General features: G+C 68.1%; 19 protein-coding genes. 7 read left to right on the forward strand and 12 right to left on the reverse strand.

Annotated elements, in window-relative coordinates; translation table 11 throughout:
* Window positions 1–77 precede the first annotated feature (77 nt).
* The 7 genes from J7U46_RS03515 to J7U46_RS03545 form a co-directional block, all read right to left on the reverse strand.
* Complete coding sequence (locus J7U46_RS03515; protein WP_282823446.1) at window positions 78–1,163, reverse strand: hypothetical protein; 1,086 nt, start codon at window positions 1,161–1,163, stop codon at window positions 78–80.
* Between the two features lie 27 nt (window positions 1,164–1,190).
* Window positions 1,191–1,709, reverse strand: coding sequence for a ribonuclease E activity regulator RraA (gene rraA, locus J7U46_RS03520; protein ID WP_282823447.1), 519 nt, complete (start codon window positions 1,707–1,709; stop codon window positions 1,191–1,193).
* Between the two features lie 21 nt (window positions 1,710–1,730).
* Window positions 1,731–1,955 (reverse strand): RNA-binding S4 domain-containing protein, encoded by a 225-nt coding sequence (locus tag J7U46_RS03525; protein WP_282823448.1) that lies wholly within the window; start codon window positions 1,953–1,955, stop codon window positions 1,731–1,733.
* Between the two features lie 139 nt (window positions 1,956–2,094).
* Window positions 2,095–2,925, reverse strand: a complete 831-nt coding sequence (locus tag J7U46_RS03530) for a hypothetical protein (RefSeq protein WP_282823449.1) — start codon at window positions 2,923–2,925, stop codon at window positions 2,095–2,097.
* Window positions 2,926–2,933: 8 nt separating this feature from the next.
* A complete protein-coding gene (locus J7U46_RS03535) occupies window positions 2,934–4,658 on the reverse strand; it encodes a thiamine pyrophosphate-binding protein (RefSeq protein WP_282823450.1) in 1,725 nt (574 codons plus the stop codon).
* A 74-nt stretch (window positions 4,659–4,732) separates the two neighbouring features.
* Entirely contained in the window at window positions 4,733–5,212 is a 480-nt protein-coding gene (locus J7U46_RS03540) for a VOC family protein (protein WP_282823451.1), read from the reverse strand.
* A 32-nt stretch (window positions 5,213–5,244) separates the two neighbouring features.
* Window positions 5,245–6,495 carry an MFS transporter gene (locus J7U46_RS03545; RefSeq protein ID WP_282823452.1) on the reverse strand — a complete coding sequence of 417 codons (1,251 nt, stop codon included), beginning with the start codon at window positions 6,493–6,495 and terminating at the stop codon, window positions 5,245–5,247.
* Window positions 6,496–6,564: 69 nt separating this feature from the next.
* Between J7U46_RS03545 and J7U46_RS03550 the strand changes: the two genes are divergently transcribed.
* The 5 genes from J7U46_RS03550 to J7U46_RS03570 all read left to right on the forward strand — a co-directional run bounded on the left by J7U46_RS03550 (window position 6,565) and on the right by J7U46_RS03570 (window position 10,684).
* The gene (locus J7U46_RS03550; RefSeq protein ID WP_282823453.1) at window positions 6,565–7,407 is read left to right on the forward strand and encodes a helix-turn-helix transcriptional regulator; all 843 of its coding nucleotides are present in this window, start codon (window positions 6,565–6,567) and stop codon (window positions 7,405–7,407) included.
* 107 nt (window positions 7,408–7,514) lie between these two features.
* A complete protein-coding gene (locus J7U46_RS03555; protein ID WP_282823454.1) occupies window positions 7,515–8,081 on the forward strand; it encodes a carboxymuconolactone decarboxylase family protein in 567 nt (188 codons plus the stop codon).
* Window positions 8,078–9,043: an ABC transporter substrate-binding protein gene (locus J7U46_RS03560; protein WP_282823455.1), complete on the forward strand. Its 966-nt coding sequence runs from the start codon at window positions 8,078–8,080 to the stop codon at window positions 9,041–9,043. Before J7U46_RS03555 ends, J7U46_RS03560 begins: the two co-directional genes overlap by 4 nt.
* Window positions 9,044–9,054: 11 nt before the next feature.
* Window positions 9,055–9,882: an ABC transporter permease gene (locus J7U46_RS03565; RefSeq protein WP_282823456.1), complete on the forward strand. Its 828-nt coding sequence runs from the start codon at window positions 9,055–9,057 to the stop codon at window positions 9,880–9,882.
* A gap of 7 nt (window positions 9,883–9,889) precedes the next feature.
* Window positions 9,890–10,684, forward strand: coding sequence for an ABC transporter ATP-binding protein (locus J7U46_RS03570; protein ID WP_282823457.1), 795 nt, complete (start codon window positions 9,890–9,892; stop codon window positions 10,682–10,684).
* 6 nt (window positions 10,685–10,690) lie between these two features.
* Here J7U46_RS03570 and J7U46_RS03575 read toward each other — a convergent pair whose 3' ends face one another.
* Window positions 10,691–11,329: a transporter substrate-binding domain-containing protein gene (locus J7U46_RS03575; RefSeq protein ID WP_282823458.1), complete on the reverse strand. Its 639-nt coding sequence runs from the start codon at window positions 11,327–11,329 to the stop codon at window positions 10,691–10,693.
* Between the two features lie 142 nt (window positions 11,330–11,471).
* On the opposite strand from J7U46_RS03575, the gene nadA reads away from it, so the two are divergent.
* Both nadA and J7U46_RS03585 read left to right on the forward strand, forming a co-directional pair.
* Entirely contained in the window at window positions 11,472–12,572 is a 1,101-nt protein-coding gene (gene nadA, locus J7U46_RS03580) for a quinolinate synthase NadA (RefSeq protein ID WP_282823459.1), read from the forward strand.
* 114 nt (window positions 12,573–12,686) lie between these two features.
* Window positions 12,687–12,977, forward strand: coding sequence for a late competence development ComFB family protein (locus J7U46_RS03585; protein WP_282823460.1), 291 nt, complete (start codon window positions 12,687–12,689; stop codon window positions 12,975–12,977).
* Window positions 12,978–12,981: 4 nt separating this feature from the next.
* Here J7U46_RS03585 and nadB read toward each other — a convergent pair whose 3' ends face one another.
* The 4 genes from nadB to J7U46_RS03605 all read right to left on the reverse strand — a co-directional run bounded on the left by nadB (window position 12,982) and on the right by J7U46_RS03605 (window position 18,218).
* The gene (gene nadB / locus J7U46_RS03590; protein WP_282823461.1) at window positions 12,982–14,592 is read right to left on the reverse strand and encodes an L-aspartate oxidase; all 1,611 of its coding nucleotides are present in this window, start codon (window positions 14,590–14,592) and stop codon (window positions 12,982–12,984) included.
* Between the two features lie 102 nt (window positions 14,593–14,694).
* Complete coding sequence (gene clpB / locus J7U46_RS03595; RefSeq protein ID WP_282823462.1) at window positions 14,695–17,289, reverse strand: ATP-dependent chaperone ClpB; 2,595 nt, start codon at window positions 17,287–17,289, stop codon at window positions 14,695–14,697.
* 66 nt (window positions 17,290–17,355) lie between these two features.
* On the reverse strand, window positions 17,356–17,739 hold the full coding sequence (crcB, locus tag J7U46_RS03600) for a fluoride efflux transporter CrcB (protein ID WP_282823463.1): 384 nt from the start codon (window positions 17,737–17,739) through the stop codon (window positions 17,356–17,358).
* Window positions 17,736–18,218, reverse strand: coding sequence for a molybdenum cofactor biosynthesis protein MoaE (locus J7U46_RS03605; RefSeq protein ID WP_282823464.1), 483 nt, complete (start codon window positions 18,216–18,218; stop codon window positions 17,736–17,738). The genes crcB and J7U46_RS03605 overlap by 4 nt, the downstream gene beginning before the upstream one ends.
* Between the last annotated feature and the right edge of the window lie 116 nt (window positions 18,219–18,334).

Consider the following 18,334-nt stretch of genomic DNA (forward strand, 5'->3'; position numbering starts at 1 on the left):
AGTGTAGCCAGCGACACGCCGCTGCGGTGGCTACACGTGCGAGCCACGCTAGGGGTTAGCACGCCCCTGGCTGCTTGCTAGAGCCGCAGGGACTGCTGGGCGGCGCGAATCTCGGCGGCCGCCTGCAGGCGCTGCCGGCGCTGGTCTTCGACGACCTCGGCCAGTTGCTGTGCCAGGCGCTCGGCCTGCTCCGCACGCCCCCGGCGAAGGGCCAGCGCCCTCGCCGTGCGCAGCACCTGCTCGCGAAACTGGGCGTTGGACGAGTCCCCCAGGTGGCGCAGCAGCTCGGGCACGCGCGCGGCTGCCTGTTCCAGGCGATCCTGGCGCAGCTCCACCTCGCAGAGCGCGTGGGCCAGTGAATCGCGCAACGGCGCGCTGCTCAGCGAGTCGGACAGCTGGCGGGCCTGCTCCAGCAGTTGCGCAGCCTCGTCCAGCCGGCCGCCGCACAGCAGACCATGGGCGATATTGAGCCGCAGCACGGCGCGCTGCCAGGGCGACATGAAGGGCTCGTCGAGATGGCGGCGAGCCTGGTTGGCCAGCAGCAGCAGGCGCTGGCCCCAGGCCGCAGCCCGGTCGAACTGACGGTCATCCAGCATGGCCTGGTGCGCAAACACGCCGGCCATCAGCGCATTGGCATAGCTGCGAACCAGGATCTGGCCATCGGCCGACTCGCGCGCTCGCGACAGGGCCTGCAGATGCAGGCGCTCCGCCTCGTCGAACTCGCCCAGATGGGCCTGCACATGGGCCAAGGCCGCCAGCGCGGCGGCCAGCGTTTCGAACAATCCCTGCCGGTCCGCCAGGGCAACGGCCTGTGCAGCCAGCGGCAGACCCTCCTCGGGCAGGCCGGCCGAACAAGCCGCCAAAGCCGCGAGTTCCAGGCAACGCACGCGGTCCGCCGAGGCCAGGGCTTCGCCCAGTTGCTGCGCGCCGCGCAGGGCCGATGCGAAGGCTGCGGCATAGCGGCCGGCCCGCCAGGCCGCTTCGGCCTGCAGCTGAGCCGCCCGGGCGGCGCAGCGCAGCGCCTTGTGAGCGAGGCCCTGGGTCTCGGCTTCGGCGGCGAACGCAGCGGCTTCATCCAGGCGCTCGGCGGCCAAGGCGGCGCGCGCCTCGTTCAGCAGCGGCTCGCAGGTCCGCGTGATGGTGGGCGCGCTCCGGGACTGCATGGCGGCCTGGCCTGGGTCGTCGTGCCGCTAGCCGGCCCTGGCATGCAGGGGCGCAGCACTGATCACCACGCCATCCGCATCGGCATAAAGCCATTCGCCCGGGCGTATCAGCAGGCCGTGCAGCTGCAGGGCCAGGTCGACAACGCCCTGCCCCTGACGCTCCGTGGGCATGGGCACATGGCCCAAGGCCAGGATGCCGACGTCGGCCGTCCTGAGCTCGGCAAGATCACGCACGCAGCCGTGGATCAGGAGCCCGGCCCAGCCATTGCGCGCGGCCGCAGCGGCGAGATTGCCGCCGAGCAGCGCACGCTGCATCGAGCCACCCCCATCGACCACCAGCACGCGGCCCTCACCAGGGCCTTCGACGGCGGCCTTGATGCGGCTGTTGTCGTCCAGGCAGCGCACGGTGCTGATCGCCCCGGCAAAGCTCGTCTTCCCACCATAGCTGCGGTAGAGCCCGCCGGGCAGCACCCTCAGCACCCCGCTTGCGTCGGCCTTGTAGGCATCGCAGAGGTCACAGGTGGAAAAGGTGGTTGGCGTGCTCATGAGGGATCGATCATGCCGGCTTCAGGCCGAGGGGGCCAGCACCACGATCGCCTGGCCTGCCAGCTGCACACGCTGTCCGGCCCGGATCTTGGCCGTCTTGCGGCTTTCGGCCCGACCATCCACCTGCACCTGGCCCTCGGTGATCATCACGCGCGCGCGGCCACCGCTCTCGGCGAGGCCGGTGGCCTTGAGCAGCTTGTCCAGCTCGATGTATTCGCCACGCAGTTCGAAGGAAATGTCTTGCATGCGGTGATTGTCGCGCAGGGGCGGCCCGGAGTCCCCATGCCCGACCCTGTCCCTTCATTTCCTGCCAAGCCGCTGACCGGGTCGTGCGTACCGTGCCGCCATCGGGTGGCCATGCACAGCCCCCGCCTGCCGGACGCGATCAAGGCCCGACTGAACGCGCCGGCACGACGCTCCAGCGCCCGGGCCGGCCGCGGACGCGCAAGCCCTGGCGCACACCACGCCCCCAGAAGACCAGGATCCCGAACGCGAACATGCCCGCCAGCACGAACGGCAGGTTGCCGTTCGGAGGGATATCGCGCAATTCGCCGCTGCCAATCTGGCGCTGCCAGAGCTGGATGCGCTCGCCCACCTGGGCATGCCGCAGCTGGTTCTTCGAGCCCGCGGCATAGACGTGGCGGGTCTTGCGCCCCAGGGCTTCATCGGTAGCGCTCAGGGTCAACACGGTGTAGGTCTTGGAACCCGTGCTGCGCACCTCGCGCGCCAGCACCTGCATCTCGAGTTGCCGCGCCTGACTGCGATAGCGCTCGCCCTCCAGATGCCCCCAGTAGCCGCCCGCCGCCAGCAGGCTGGGGAAGAGCATGAGCAGCAGCAGATCACGCAGCCATCGGCCCCAACCGGGCGGCCGGCCCTCGTCGGGTCGCTCCTCCCCGCCGGCCGACCAGCGCAGCCCCTGGCGCCAGGGCGCCTCCGTCTCACCCTCGCCGCCGCAAGCCAGGAAGGCCTGCAGCCGGCGCAACAGCTCGGCCCGGCTGAGATCGTCGCGCTGGCTGCGCAGTACCGACTCGTCGGTCTCGAGACACTCCAGCGCGAAGCCGCTGGCCGTATCCCCGGCAGCTTGCAGCACTCGGCCCGACGGCGCCTCCAGCACCACGAAACTGCCGGGCGCGCGCCCCCAGCCCTTCAGTGCGTCGGCCAGGGCTGCAGGGTCATCGAGCTGGATCGTGGCGCCAGAGTCCCAACTGAGGCGCATGCCCGCGTTCAACGCCCGGCCAGACGCAGGCGAGCCGACTCACGGATCGCAGCGAGCGTGCTGCGGCTGGTCGAGACATCGGCATCGAGCCTCAGATGCATCAACGTGGGCTGATCAGGGCGTGCCAGAGCCTCGCGCAGGGCGGGTTCGAACTCCCCGGTTCGCTCCACCCGTACCGCCCGCCAGCCATAGGCTTCGGCCAGCGCGGCGAAGTCGGGATTGAACAAATCGCTGCCCGAGACCCGGCCCGGGTACTCGCGCTCCTGGTGCATGCGGATGGTGCCGTAGGTGCCGTTGTCCACCACCACCGAGATCAGCTTCTTGGCGCCATAGCCGGTGGCGGTGGCGAGCTCCTGGCCGGTCATCAGGAAGTCGCCATCGCCGGCGATGTTCACAACCCAGCGGTCCTGCAGCAGGGCCGCAGCCACTGCCGCTGGCACGCCATAGCCCATCGCGCCGCTGGTCGGCGCCAGCTGCGTGCGGCCATGCTGATGCAAAGCCGTGTAGGGATGGAAGCGATGCAGCCAGCCGCTGTAATTGCCGGCGCCATTGGTGAAGATCGCGCCCTCGGGCAACTGCGAGGAAAGCTGGGCCACGACCTCCGCCATGTCCAGCGGGCTCACGGGCGTGGGCACGCGGTTGGCGATGTAGTCGGCATTCGCGCTGCGGGTCCAGTCGGACCAGACGAGCTCGGCAGGCGGCTGCAGTGATTCCAGGGCCTGGGCCGCGCAGCCCATGCTGGCATTGATCATCAGGTCCGCCGCGTAGACACGCCCGAGTTCCTCCGCGCCGGCATGGATGTGGACCAGTTGCTGCTGCGGTCGCGGTGCCTGCAAGAGCGTGTAGCCACTGGTCGTCATCTCGCCGAGGCGTGGGCCGATGGCGATGATCAGGTCAGCCTCGCGCACCCGCGCCGCCAGCTTCGGATTGATGCCGATGCCGACGTCGCCGGCATAGTTCGGATGGCGGTTGTCGAACAGGTCCTGGAAGCGGAAGGCGCAGCCCACCGGCAGTTGCCAGGCCACGGCAAAGCGCTGCAAAGCGGCCGTGCTGTCGGCGCTCCAGCCACCACCGCCGGCGATCACCAGGGGCCGCTTCGCCGCCAGCAGCCGCGTGCGCAACTCGGCCAGGGCGGCCGGCGTCGGCGCGGCCTCGGCGGCACGCACTTGCGGCAGCACCGGCGCCGTGGTCATGCGGGTCAACATGTCCTCGGGCAGCACCAGCACCACCGGGCCGGGCCGACCCTGCATCGCGGTGTGGAAGGCGCGCGCCACGTACTCGGGCAGGCGGTCAGCGTCCTGCACCTCGCCCACCCACTTGGCCATGCCCAGCGTGCCGGGCCCGAACATCTGGCGGTAGTCCACCTCCTGGAAGGCCTCGCGATCGCGCTGGTCGGCCGCCACCTGGCCGATGAAGAGAATCATCGGCGTCGAATCCTGGAAAGCCGTGTGCAGGCCGATGGACGCATTGGTCGCGCCGGGCCCGCGCGTGACGAAGCAGATACCTGGCCGCCCCGTCAGCTTGCCTTGCGCCTCGGCCATGAAGGCCGCCCCGCCCTCCTGCCGGCAGGCTATGAAGCGGATCTTGTCGCGGTACTCGTGGAAGCCATCGAGCACGGCGAGATAACTCTCACCGGGAACGCCAAAGGCATCGGTCACGCCCTGGGCGATCAGGGCTTCGACGAGAACGTGTCCGGCGAGACGGGCGCCGGCTTCAGAGCGAGGGCTGTTCATGAAGGCCGACTGTAGCCGCAGCTCGAACAGGCGCTGCAGGAAGCAGATCGCCCTCGTTTGATCTGCCGCAGCCCTCAGCCCCGCCTCGCCGCCTCGATCCCGGCAATGTCGATCTTGCCCATGCCCATCATGGCTTCGAACACGCGCTTGGCGAGCGCGCGGTCCGGGTTGGCCAGGGCATCGGTCAGCACGCGCGGCGTGATCTGCCACGACAGGCCCCACTTGTCCTTGCACCAGCCGCAGGCACTGGCCTGGCCGCCGTGGCCGACGATGGCGTCCCAGAGCCGGTCGGTCTCGGCCTGATCGTCCGTCGCCACCTGGAAGGAGAAGGCCTCGGTGTGCTTGAACATCGGGCCGCCGTTCAGGCCCAGGCAGGGGATGCCGATCACCGTGAACTCCACCGTCAGCACATCGCCCGCCTTGCCCATCGGGTAGTCGGCAGGGGCGCGGTGCACAGCCTTGACGGCGCTGTCGGGGAAGGTGCGGGCATAGAACTCGGCCGCTTCCAGGGCCGTGCCGTCGTACCAGAGGCAGAGGGTGTTCTTGGGCGTCATGGGCGAGCTCCGGCGCCCTGGGGGCGCTGTGGTCAGGAGGCTGACTGTAGCCGGCGCCGCATCATGCCCACACCCACCAGGGCCGCCGAGCCTATGCCCAAGCACAGGGCCAGGGCCGAGCCGCCGAACACGGCCTGCGGATGGCCGCCGTCCAGCAGCGCGCCGAACACCGGCGCGGCCAGCGCAAAGCCCACGTCCAGGCCCGAGTACACCGTGCCGTAGACACGGCCGGTGGCGCCGGGGGGCGCGGCACGCTTGATCAGCATGTCGCGCGAGGGGCCGGCCAGGCCCGTGCCAAAGCCGGCCAGCGCGGCGGTGGCAGCGGCGGCGAGCGGCGGCAGCCAGCCGCTCGCCGTCAGCAGCAAGAGCAGCGCGGCCAGGGCCATCGCCGCCGCGATAGCCCGCTCCAGGCGCTCGACGCGTGCCACCAGGAAGCCGCCTATCACCATGCCGGCGGCGCCGCTGAGCATGTAGCCGGTCACCACGTAGGCCGTGAGGCTCACCGGCAGGCCGTACATCTGCTGCAGAGCCGGGCTGGCGAAGCTCTGGATGGCCGACAGCGCCGCCGTGGTCCAGAAGAAGAAGCTGAAGCACAGCCAGACCGAGGGCAGTTTCAGAAAGGCCATCGGATGCTCGGGCTTGGCGCCGGGCGCCGGCTTGGCGTGGGCCCAGCTGCCTTCGCGGTCATCGATGGCCCGGCGCTGCCAGATCAGCAAGGCCAGCACCGTGAGCGCGATCAGGCCCGTGCCGACATAGGCGAAGCGCCAATTGCCCGTGGCCTGCGCAATGCCGATGGAAAACACCGGCGCCAGCGCCCAGCCGAGGTTGCCGGTGATGCCGTGCACCGAGAACGCATGGCCCAGGCGAGGCTGTGAAACACGCTTGTTGAGGATGGTGAAGTCCACCGGATGGAAGGGCGAATTGCCCAGGCCCGCCAGCGCCGCCGCCAGCATCAGCCCGCCAAAGCCGCCGGCAAAGCCCGCTGCAATCGAAGCCAGCACAAAGCAGCTCAGGGCTGCAAACAGCACCGGCCGGGCGCCGATGCGGTCCACCACAAAGCCGGCCGTGGCCTGGCCAATGCCCGAGATCACGAAGAAGGTGGTGACCAGCAAACCCAGCTGCGAATAGCTCAGGCCGAACTCGCTGATGAAGGCCGGAAACAGCGGCGGCAGCAGCATGTGGAAGAAATGAGAAGTGCCGTGCGCCAGGCCGATCAGGCTGATCGTGCTGATGTCGCGCCGGGCCTGGGCGCGCGGGTCGAGAGCGAGGGTCGCAGTGTTCATGGAGCCAATGTAGGCCGAGGGGTCGCGGCCGGCATGCGATAGTTCGACAAACATTGTCGAATTCCGGCCATGCCCCCCTCCAAGAACTCCTCCAAGCCCATTTCAAAGCCCGGCGCCCGGCCATCCCGGCGCTCCTTTCCTCCGGTCGACCCCTCGCTGTACGAGCCCACGGCCGAGCGCCCGGTGCGCGGCAAGGCGCGACGCATGGAGCACCAGATGGACATCCATCCGCATCACCACGACTGGTGCCAGCTGGTGTTCTCGACCAGCGGTGCGGTGCGGGTGGGCACCGAGGCGAGCACCTTCATCGTGCCGCCCTCGCGAGCGGTCTGGATTCCGGCCGGCATCACCCATGCGGTCACCGCCATCGAGCAGGCCGATCTGCGCACCTTGTACCTGCTGCCGGGCTTGCTGCAAGAGCCCGCCTGGTCCGAATGCCGGGTGCTTGAAGTGGCGCCGCTCTTGCGCGAACTGGTGCTGCAACTGGCCACCGATCTGGATGCGCAGATCGAGCCACGCCGGGAAGCCCTGCTGACCGAGTTGATACTCGACGAACTGAAGCGTGCGAAGGCGCTGAGCCTCGGCATTCCGCTGCCCAGCGACACCCGCCTGCGCAAGCTCTGCCAGGCCATGCTGGACGCCCCCGAGCGCCAGCAAAGCCTGGAAGCCTGGGCGGCCGAGGTGGGTGCCAGCCCGCGCACGGTGACGCGCTTGTTCCGCGATCAGCTGGGCACCAGCTTCAACCAGTGGCGCTCGCAAGTGCTGCTGGCCCATGCGCTGACCCTGGCCGCACGGCGCCGGCCCATGAGCCACATCGCCGCCGAGCTGGGCTATGCCAATGCCAGCGCCTTCTCGGCCATGGTGAGGCGCACCGTGGGCATGCCACCGAGCCGGTTCTTCTCGGCGGCCTGAGCGGGCCTGAGCGGGCCAGGCCGTGGCGATGTGCGTAGTTTCCACATCGGCAAGCGGCAGCCCCCGCCCCTAACATCGCCGGGCCATCAGGCCAGGAGTCGTTCGACGTGCGCATTCCCGATTGGTCCCCCGAACTCAAGCCCCAGCCGCAGGCGCTGGTGGACGCCATCCGCGCGCGGCGTGGCGGCTCGCTGATCAACCTGGACCTGGCCCTGCTGTGGAGCGAGCCCCTGGCGCGCGGCTGGAACGCGCACCTCAAGGCCGTGCGCAGCGAGCTCGGCTTCAGCCGTGAGCTGCGCGAGCTGGCAATCTGCACCGTGGCCCTGCTCACCGGCGCGGCCTACGAGTACCACCACCACGCGCCCGACTACCTGACCGCGGGCGGCCTGCAAGCCACACTCGATGCGCTGCAGGCCCATGTGGCAAGCGGCTCGCGCGAACGCTGCAGCGACCCGGCTTTCACGGCCCTGGATGCCCTGGTCGTGCAATACGCGCAACAGATGACGCTCGACGTGCGCGTCGACGACGCCGTCTTCGAGGAACTGCGCCAGCGACTCGATGACAACACCGCCCTGGTCGAGCTGACCAGCGCCATCGCCACCTACAACATGGTCGCGCGCTTCCTGGTGGCGCTGCAGATCACGCCCGAAAACCACGACGGAGAACCACGATGAAACGCCTCACCACCCTCGCCCTCGCCCTGCTCGCCTTCGGCAGCGTCCAGGCGGCCGACGACGTGATACGCCTCGGCAACCTCAAGCTCGCGCATTTCGCCGCCGTCTCCTACATCAAGGAGATCGCGCCCAAGTGCGGCATCAAGGTCGAGGAGAACATCTTCGCCAAGGGCCCTGACGTCATGCAGGCCATCATTGCCGGCGAACTGGATGTGGGTGCCACCGCCTCCGAAGCCGCCGTGGCCGGCCGCTCCAAGGGCGTGCCCATCTACGTGGTGGCGGGCTTTGCCACCGGCGGCGCACGCCTGGTGGCGCGGCCCGACGCTGGCATCAAGTCGGTCAAGGACCTGAAGGGCAAGAAGGTCGGCGTGACCCGCGGCAGCATCCAGGAGCTGCTGCTCGCTGCCGAGCTGGCCCAGCACGGCCTCAGCTCGGCGGACTCGCCCGGCAAGGACGTGCACATCATCTACCTCGGCTATCCCGACCTGAACCAGGCGCTGCTGGGCAAGAACCTGGACGCCATCATGCAGACCGAGCCGCAGTCCTCGCAGGCGCTCAACAAGGGCTTCGGCGTCGAGGTCCTGAAGCCCTACGACACACCCATAGGCTCGCCGGTGCGCACCCTCGTGATGACCGAGAAGTTCTACAAGGAGCGCCGCCCGCTGGCCGAGAAGTTCATGCGCTGCTTCGTCGAGGCCACCAAGACCTTCATCGACGACAAGGCGCTCGCCGAGAAGTACGTGACCCAGACGGTCTTCAAGGGCCAGATCACCAGCGACGACTTCAAGGACGCCATCGGCAACGCGCCCTATTCCTACGACATCACGCCGGCCCACATCCAGACCACGGCCGACATCATGTTCAAGCAGGGCGTGGGCAAGATGACGGCCGCGCCGGTGGCGACCGACTGGGTCAAGACCGACCTGCTCGACGCGGCCAAGAAGGCGCTGAACGTCAAGTAAGCGCGCATCTCATGGCAACTTCAAAACGCAAACCGCGCTGGCGCGAGCTCGGCGCCGGCTTCGTCGTGCCGGTGGTGCTGATAGCGATCTGGCAGGCCGCCGCCTCGATGGAGCTGGTCAACTCGCATGTGCTGCCTTCGCCCTGGGCGGTGCTGACGCGCTGGGTCGCCTACCTGCTACCCCAAACGCCCTATGCAGACGGCAACTGGCTGGCCTGGGCCGTCTCGGGCGAGCTGATCAAGGACTCGCTGGGCAGCTTGTACCGCGTGGCGGTCGGCTTCCTGATCGGTGCCGGCCTCGCGCTGCCGCTGGGCCTCGCGATGGGTGCGAGCCAGACGGTCTACGCCTGGCTCAATCCGCTCACGCAGGTGCTGCGGCCGATTCCGCCGATTGCCTACATCCCGCTGTCCATCCTGTGGTTCGGCCTCGGCAATCCGCCGGCCATCTTTCTGATCGCCATCGGGGCCTTCTTCCCCGTGCTGATCAATACCATCGCCGGCGTGCGTCAGGTCGACGGCATCTACATCCGCGCGGCCCGCAACCTCGGCGCCAGCCAGCGCACGATGTTCCTGCGCGTGATGCTGCCGGCTGCCGTGCCCTACATCCTCTCGGGCGTGCGCATCGGCATCGGCACGGCCTTCATCGTGGTGATCGTGTCCGAGATGATTGCGGTGAACAACGGCCTGGGGTTCCGCATCCTGGAGGCCCGCGAGTATTTCTGGTCCGACAAGATCATCGCCGGCATGATCACCATCGGCCTGCTGGGCCTGGCCATCGACGGCGCCGTGAGCAAGCTGAACAACCACCTGCTGCGCTGGCACCGTGGCCTCGAACATTAAGACGAGCATGAGCGATAGCCATATCAGCATCCAGTCGGTGCACAAGATCTTCCAGACCGATGACAAGGAAGTGATCGCCCTGAAGGACATCAACCTCGAAATCCCGCGCGGCCAGTTCGTCTGCCTGCTGGGCCCCTCCGGCTGCGGCAAGTCCACGCTCTTGAACGCCATCGCCGGGTTCTCGCTGCCCAGCTCGGGCGAGATCACGACCGAGGGCCGGCCGGTCACCGCACCCGGACCGGATCGCGGCATGGTGTTCCAGGAGTACGCGCTGTTCCCCTGGATGACGGTCGAGAAGAACATCGCCTTCGGTCTCGAGATCAAGGGCATGGCGGCAGGCGAGATCGCCACGCGGGTCGAGGCGCTCCTGCGCAAGCTGGGGCTCTTCGACTTCCGCCACCGCTTCCCGAAAGACCTGTCGGGCGGCATGCGCCAGCGCGTGGCCATCGCCCGCATCCTGGCGCTGGATTCGCCCATCCTCCTGATGGACGAGCCCTTCGGCGCGCTGGATGCGCTCACCCGCCGCAACCTGCAGGACGAGCTGCTGCGCATCTGGGCCGAGCTCGGCAAGACGGTGATCTTCGTGACCCACAGCATCGAGGAGGCGATCTACCTGGCGGACCGCATCGTCGTGATGACCTACCGCCCCGGCACGGTCAAGCGCGACCTCATCGTGGACCTGCCGCGCCTGCGCGACCCGGCCTCGGCTGATTTCAATGCCTTGAAGCGAGAGCTGGGCCAGCTCGTGATGGAGGAGCAGCAGCGCCACCACACGGCCGAACTGGCGGCCGCCGTCGACTGAAGGACCTCAGTGGTAGCGGGCCAGGATGGCCGCCAGCTCGCCGCTCTCCACCACCTCGCGCACGGCCTTGTTGATGCGCGCGGCGGCAATGCCTGTCTTGGGTGCCAGCAGGCAGTGGGTCTGGGCCGAGTCCACGGTCTTGACGATGAGCATGCGTTCCTTGGCGGGCCGCTGCCGGTTGAACCACTCGGCCACGAAGCGGTTGGTCACGCCATAGGGCGTGCGGCCAAGCGCCAGCTTCTCCAGCACCTTCTCCTGCGTGGGCGCCACCTCGCGCCTGAGCTGACCGCCCTCGAACCAGGCCTCCAGCGTCGGGTAGCGATAGCCCAGCACCACGCCCACACCGACCTGGCGCAGGCTCTCGAAGGCCGGCGGCCGGCTGTCCTGCCCGGGCGGAGCCAGCAGCACGTCGTCGATGCGCAGCAGCGGCACCGTCCAGCGCTCGGCCGGTGGGGGATTGGTGTACCAGGCCGGGCTGATCGGGCAATGCAGGTCGACCGTGCCCTCCTCCAGCGCCCGGTCGACCCGGCGCGACGGCAGGATGACGAAGCGCGCCTGCGCACCGGCTCGCACCGCGATGCGGCTCATCAGCTCGAACAGAATGCCCCCCTTCACCTGCCCCTGCTGCACGTCCGCAAACGGCATGGCCCAGGTTTGTCCGAGGGCAAATCGCAATTCATCCGCCTGAGCGCCCGTCAACAAAAAGAATAAGAGGCTGCCTCCCAGCCCCCGTCGCCAATTCCATCTCATGAGCGGCAGTTTAGGGCCCTGCGCTAGGATGCCGGCCATGGATCAGGTTCTCTTCGACTACACCCGCCAAGACGCCGCTGGCGAGAGCTGCACGGCCCATGCCTGGGCCAAGGTGCCCGCCCCGCTCAGCCCCGAGCAACGCCAGGCCCAGAAGGCCCGCGCGGCCGCCCTCCTGAAGCAGCACAACGCGGTGCTGGTGGCGCACTACTACGTTGATGGTGACCTGCAGGACCTGGCGCTGGAGACCGGCGGCATCGTCTCCGATTCTCTGGAAATGGCCCGCTTTGGCCGCGACCATGAGGCCCAGACCCTGGTCGTCGCCGGCGTTCGCTTCATGGGTGAATCGGCCAAGATCCTGAGCCCCGAGAAACGCGTGCTGATGCCCGACCTGGACGCCACCTGCTCGCTGGACCTCGGCTGCCCGGCTGATGAATTTGCGCGCTTCTGCGATGCCCACCCGGACCGCCAGGTCGTGGTCTACGCCAACACCAGTGCTGCGGTGAAGGCCCGCGCCGACTGGATGGTCACCAGCTCCTGCGCCCTCGACATCGTGGCCGATCTGCATGCCAAGGGCCAGAAGATCCTCTGGGCCCCGGACCGCCACCTCGGCCGCTACATCCAGGAGCAGACCGGCGCCGACATGCTGATGTGGAACGGCGCCTGCATCGTTCACGACGAATTCAAGGGCCTGGAGCTGGACCTGCTGCGCGAGCAGCACCCGGACGCCATGATCCTCGTCCACCCCGAGTCGCCCAAGAGCGTGGTCGAGAAAGCCCATGTGGTCGGCTCCACCTCGGCCCTGATCAAGGCCGTGGTCGAGGGCAAGGCCCAGGAGTACATCGTCGCCACCGACAACGGCATCCTGCACCGCATGCGCCAGCTGGCGCCGGGCAAGACCCTGATCGAGGCACCCACCGCTGGCAATGCCGCCAGCTGCAAGAGCTGCGCCCACTGCCCCTGGATGGCGATGAACGCCCTGCAGGGCATCATCGACTGTCTGGAGTCGGGCAGCGGCGTGATTGAGGTGGAGGAGCCCATCCGTGGCCAGGCCGCCGGCTGCATCGAGCGCATGCTGGACTTCGTCGCGGCCCACAAGCTCAAGGCCGCCGGCATGAAGAGCGGCATCGGCGCCGCCTGAGAACGCCTGAGGGCACGCTTCCTCGGTTTCCTTTGACTAGGGTCAGCGCTAGCGCTTGGCGCGGGCCGCTCAGGCTATAAAGTCCGCATATCGCCAGACTTGAGTAGCACCACCATGCAAACCTCCGACTTCAGCTCGCTCTACAACCACCACGAACGCGAGGTGTTCGCCACCGTGCTGAAGCTCTCGCCGCAGTTCCCACAGATCGACACCAACGACCTGCTCGTGGACGTGGCCTGCGTAGCGCTGAACCGCCTGCCGCCGCGCTACATCCGCCACGAGGTGGACTTCTCGTTCTACCTGACCGAGCCCGAGCGGCTCGAGATCGACTCGGCCATCAATGAGTCGGTGCGCTACGCGTTCAACTTCGTGCAGGCCCGTCGGGCCTTGCACGCGGCGAGCTGACGGTTCAACGCCGCCGGCGTTCGGCGATCAAGACCGTCGGGAAACTCGCCGGCAGCGTATCCGGGTAGTCGCGGCTGTAATGCAGCCCGCGGCTCTCATGCCGGAGCAGGGCCGAGCGCACGATCAGCTCCGCGCAGTCCACCAGGTTGCGCAGCTCCAGCAGGTCGCGCGTGACGCGGAAATTGGCGTAGTAGTCGTCGATCTCGCTGCGCAGGAGCGCAATGCGATGCAAGGCCCGCTCCAGCCGCTTGGTGGTGCGCACGATGCCCACGTAGTTCCACATCAGGAGCCGCAGCTCGTCCCAGTTGTGGGCGATCACCACCTGCTCGTCGGCGTCCTCGACCTGGCTTTCGTCCCAGGCCGGCGGCGTCGCGGTGCCAGGCCGCGCCTCGGCCACGATGTCGTCGGCGCAGGTCTGGCCCAGCACCACGCATTCCAGCAGTGAATTGCTGGCCAGGCGGTTGGCGCCATGCAGGCCGGTGTAGCTGGTCTCACCCACCGCATAAAGCCCCGGCAGGTCGCAGCGGCCGCGCAGGTCGGTCACCACGCCACCGCAGGTGAAGTGCACGGCCGGCACCACCGGAATGGGCTGCTGCGCAATGTCGATGCCGAGCTTCAGGCAGCGCGCGTGGATGGTCGGGAAGTGTTCCTTCAGGAAAGCCTCGCCCAGGTGCGTGGCATCGAGCCACACATGGTCGACGCCGTGCTTCTTCATCTCGAAGTCGATGGCGCGGGCCACGATGTCGCGCGGGGCCAGCTCCAGTCGCTCGTCATGCGCCGCCATGAAGCGCGTACCGTCCGGCAGCTTCAGGTAGGCGCCCTCGCCTCGCAGTGCTTCGGTGATCAGGAAGCTGCGCTCCTGCGGGTGATAAAGGCAGGTCGGGTGGAACTGGATGAACTCCATGTTCGCCACCCGGCAGCCGGCCCGCCAGGCCATGGCAATGCCGTCGCCCGTGCTCGTGTCCGGGTTGGTCGTGTAGCGGTAGACCTTGCCGGCGCCGCCGGTGGCCAGCACCACGGCGCTCGCGGCCAGGGTCTCGACCTTGCGGGTGTCGATGTCCAGCGCATAGACGCCATAGCAGCGCGGCTGCTCGTCGCGCTGCAGGTGGCGCGAGGTGATCAGGTCCAGCGCCATCCAGCGCTCGCGCAGGCTGATGTTCGGGTGGGCCTTGGCGGCCGCCAGCAACTGGTCGTGGATGGCCTTGCCGGTGGCATCGGCCGCATGGGCGATGCGGCGCACCGCATGGCCGCCTTCGCGGGTGAGGTGCAGTCCGAGCGGGCCGTCGTCGTCGGGCGTGAAGGGCACGCCCTGCTTGACCAGCCATGCCACCGCCTGCGCGCTGCGCTCGGCGATGAAGCGCGCCGTGGCTTCGTCCACGAGGCCAGCGCCGGCGTCCTGGGTGTCGCGCACATGGCTGTCGATGCTGTCGTCGCTGCCGAGCACACCGACGATGCCGCCCTGGGCCCAGGCCGTGGCGCTTTCGGTCAGTTCGCGCTTGGCGAGCACGACGACGGGGAGCTTGTCAGCAAGATGGAGCGCAACGGTCAGGCCTGCGAGGCCGGCACCAATGATGACGACGGGAGAGGCGGCTGGCGCGACGGCAGTGGCGGTCATTCGGTCACGCCCCTTTCATCGGGGCGTCATGCGGAAGGTGGACCGATTCTAAGGAGGCCTTGAGCTGCGGTCCGCTCAGGGTCTTGAGCGGACCGCCACGGCTCAGTGCACCACGCGCTCGAAGGAGAACTCGCCGCCCTCGATGTGCACCGGGATCACATCCTTGGGCCCGAAGCGGCCCTGCAGGATCAGCTTCGAGAGCGGGTTCTCGATGCGCTGCTGGATCGCGCGCTTCAGGGGCCGCGCGCCGAAGGCCGGGTCGAAGCCCACCTTGGCCAGTTCGGCCAGCGCATCCTCGCCCACATCCAGGCTCATCTCGAGCTTGGCCAGGCGCTCTTCCAGGGCTCGCAGCTGGATCTTGGCAATCGCCGCGATGTTCTTGTTGTCCAGCGCATGGAAGACCACGGTCTCGTCGATGCGGTTCAGGAACTCGGGCCGGAAATGCGCCTTCACCTCCTCCCACACCGCGTCGCGAATCACCTCGCTCGGCTCACCGGCCAGCTGCATGATGTGCTGCGAACCGAGGTTGCTGGTCATCACGATCACGCAGTTCTTGAAGTCCACCGTGCGGCCCTGGCCATCGGTCAGGCGGCCATCGTCCAGCACTTGCAAGAGCACGTTGAACACGTCCGGATGCGCCTTCTCGACTTCATCGAGCAGCAGCACGCTGTAAGGCTTGCGGCGCACGGCCTCGGTGAGATACCCGCCTTCGTCGTAGCCCACGTAGCCCGGAGGCGCGCCGATCAGGCGCGACACCGAATGCTTCTCCATGAACTCGCTCATGTCGATGCGGATCATGTGGTCTTCGCTGTCGAACAGGAAGCCGGCCAGGGCCTTGCACAGCTCGGTCTTGCCGACGCCGGTGGGGCCGAGGAAGAGGAAGCTGCCCAGCGGCCGGTTCGGGTCCGACAGGCCGGCGCGTGAGCGGCGGATGGCATCGGCCACGGCCGTGATTGCCTCGTCCTGGCCCACCACGCGCTCGTGCAGCCTGGCCTCCATCTTCAAGAGCTTGTCGCGCTCGCCTTGCAGGAGCTTGGAGACCGGGATGCCGGTGGCGCGCGCCACGACCTCGGCGATTTCTTCCGAGCCGACCAGGGTGCGCAGCAGCTTGTTGGGCGTGCCGCTGCCGCTCTTGCCGGCCTCCTTGGCCTGCGCGTCCTTCAGGCTCGCCTCCAGCTCGGGCAGGCGACCGTATTGCAGCTCGGCGACCTTGTTGAAGTCGCCCTTGCGCTTCAACTCCTCGATCTGCTGTTTGATGCGGTCGATCTCTTCCTTGACATGGGCCGAGCCCTGGGCCTGCGCCTTCTCGCTGGTCCAGATTTCCTCCAGCTCGGCGTACTCGCGACCCAGCTTCAGCAGCTCTTCCTCGATCAGGGCGAGGCGCTTCTGCGAAGCCTCGTCCTTCTCGCGGCGCACGGCTTCACGCTCGATCTTCAGCTGGATCATGCGGCGGTCCAGCTTGTCCATGACCTCGGGCTTGGAGTCGAGTTCGATCTTGACCTTGGCCGCGGCCTCGTCGATCAAGTCGATGGCCTTGTCGGGCAGGAAGCGGTCGGTGATGTAGCGGTGGCTCAGCTCGGCGGCGGCCACGATGGCCGGGTCGGTAATCTCGACGCCGTGGTGCACCTCATAGCGCTCCTGCAGGCCGCGCAGGATAGCGATCGTCGCCTCCACGCTGGGCTCATCAACGAGCACCTTCTGAAAGCGGCGCTCCAGCGCCGCGTCTTTCTCGACGTACTTGCGGTACTCGTCCAGCGTGGTCGCGCCTATGCAGTGCAGCTCGCCGCGCGCCAGGGCGGGCTTCAGCATATTGCCGGCATCGATGGCGCCTTCAGCCTTGCCGGCACCCACCATCGTGTGGATCTCGTCGATGAAGAGAATGATGCGGCCTTCGTCCAGGGCCACTTCCTTCAGCACGGCCTTCAGCCGCTCCTCGAATTCGCCGCGGAACTTGGCGCCGGCGAGCAAGCCCGCCATGTCCAGCACCAGCACGCGCTTGTTCTTCAGGGTCTCGGGCACCTCGCCGTTGACGATGCGCTGGGCCAGGCCCTCAACGATGGCGGTCTTGCCCACGCCGGGCTCGCCGATCAGCACCGGGTTGTTCTTGGTGCGGCGTTGCAAGACCTGGATGGCACGGCGGATCTCGTCGTCGCGGCCGATGACCGGGTCGAGCTTGCCCAGGCGGGCGCGCTCGGTCAGGTCCAGCGTGTATTTCTTCAGCGCCTCGCGCTGGCCCTCGGCTTCCTGGTTGTCGACCTTCTGGCCGCCGCGCACCGCCTCGACCGCAGTTTCCAGCGCCTTGCGGGTCAGGCCGTGGCCGCGCACGACACCAGCCAGATCTGTCTTGGCGTCGGCCAGGGCGAGCAAAAACATCTCGCTGGCGATGTAGTGGTCGCCACGCTTGGAGGCTTCCTTCTCTGCGGCCTGCAGCAGGCTCACCAGGTCACGGCTGGCGCCGACCTGCTGGCCCTCTCCCTGCACTTGCGGCAGGCCGGCGAGCAGGCTGTCGAGCGCGGTCTTCAGCGGGGGCACCTGGACGCCGGCACGCTCCAGCAGTGCACGCGGTCCGTCCTCCTGCTGCAGCATGGCAGCGAGCAGATGCACAGGCTCGATGTAGGGGTTGTCGCGCGTGACGGCCAGGCTCGAGGCCTCGTTCAGCGCTTCCTGGAAACGGGTGGTGAGTTTGTCGACTCGCATGGGAAAAATCCTCCGGTTCGCGAGCAAGTGGGACTCAGGATGCCCATTTCAAGGGGCCGCCGGACTTCAGACCTTGTCCAGCATCAAGCGGATCAGCTGCATGCCCAGGGCTGCCGCCGCCAGCGAGCCCAGCACATGGGCGGCCGCATGCCCCAAGGCCAGGCCGAAATGCCCGCGCTGCAGGAGCGAGAGCGATTCACCGGAGAAGGCCGAGAAGGTGGTCAGGCCGCCGAGGAAGCCGGTCACCAGCAACAGCTTGAGCAGTTCGTCCGGCTGGCGGCCAAACCATTCCAGGGCCATGCCGATCAAGAGGCCGCCGACCAGGTTGACCGCCAGCGTGCCCAGCGGAAAGCCCTGCCAGCTGGCATTCCACAGCAGGCCGGCACGCCAGCGGGCGAGCGCCCCAACAGCCGCTCCCGCGGCGACAGCGACGGCGTGCAGCGCACTCATTGCGCATTCCCCGACGTGATGCCCCAGCGGGCCAGGGCCTGGTCGTCCGCCTCGCGGGCGTCCACCCACTGCGCGCCATCCGGGCCATGCTCCTTCTTCCAGAACGGTGCCTGGGTCTTCAGGTAGTCCATCAGGAACTCGCAGGCCTCGAAGGCCTGGCCGCGGTGGCGCGAGGCCACCAGCACCAGCACGATCTGCTCCCGCGCCGCCAGCGGCCCGACGCGGTGGATGACCCGGGCGGCGCGGATGTCGAAGCGCTGGAAGGCCTCGTCGATCATCGAGACGATGGCCGCCTCGGTCATGCCCGGGTAATGCTCCAGCTCCATCAGCTGGACCGGCCGGCCGTCGGCGGCATCGCGCACCGTGCCGACGAAGGCAACGACCGCGCCAATGCCGCCGTCGGCATCGCGCAGGGCGGCCGTCTCGGCCGTGAGGTCGAAATCCTCGGTCTGGATGCTGACGCTGCGCTGGGGCTTCATGGGGCTCTATTTTGCGGCCTCATGTGTCACCATGGTCCATTCATGCGCGCCAGCGGTCCGGCCATCCAATTTCGTTTCGGCGATCACACGGCTGTTGGATACTGCGCCCCGCGGCA

Origin of the sequence: Pelomonas sp. V22, from assembly GCF_030014915.1 — a bacterium.
Classification (GTDB): Bacteria; Pseudomonadota; Gammaproteobacteria; order Burkholderiales; family Burkholderiaceae_C; genus JAUASW01.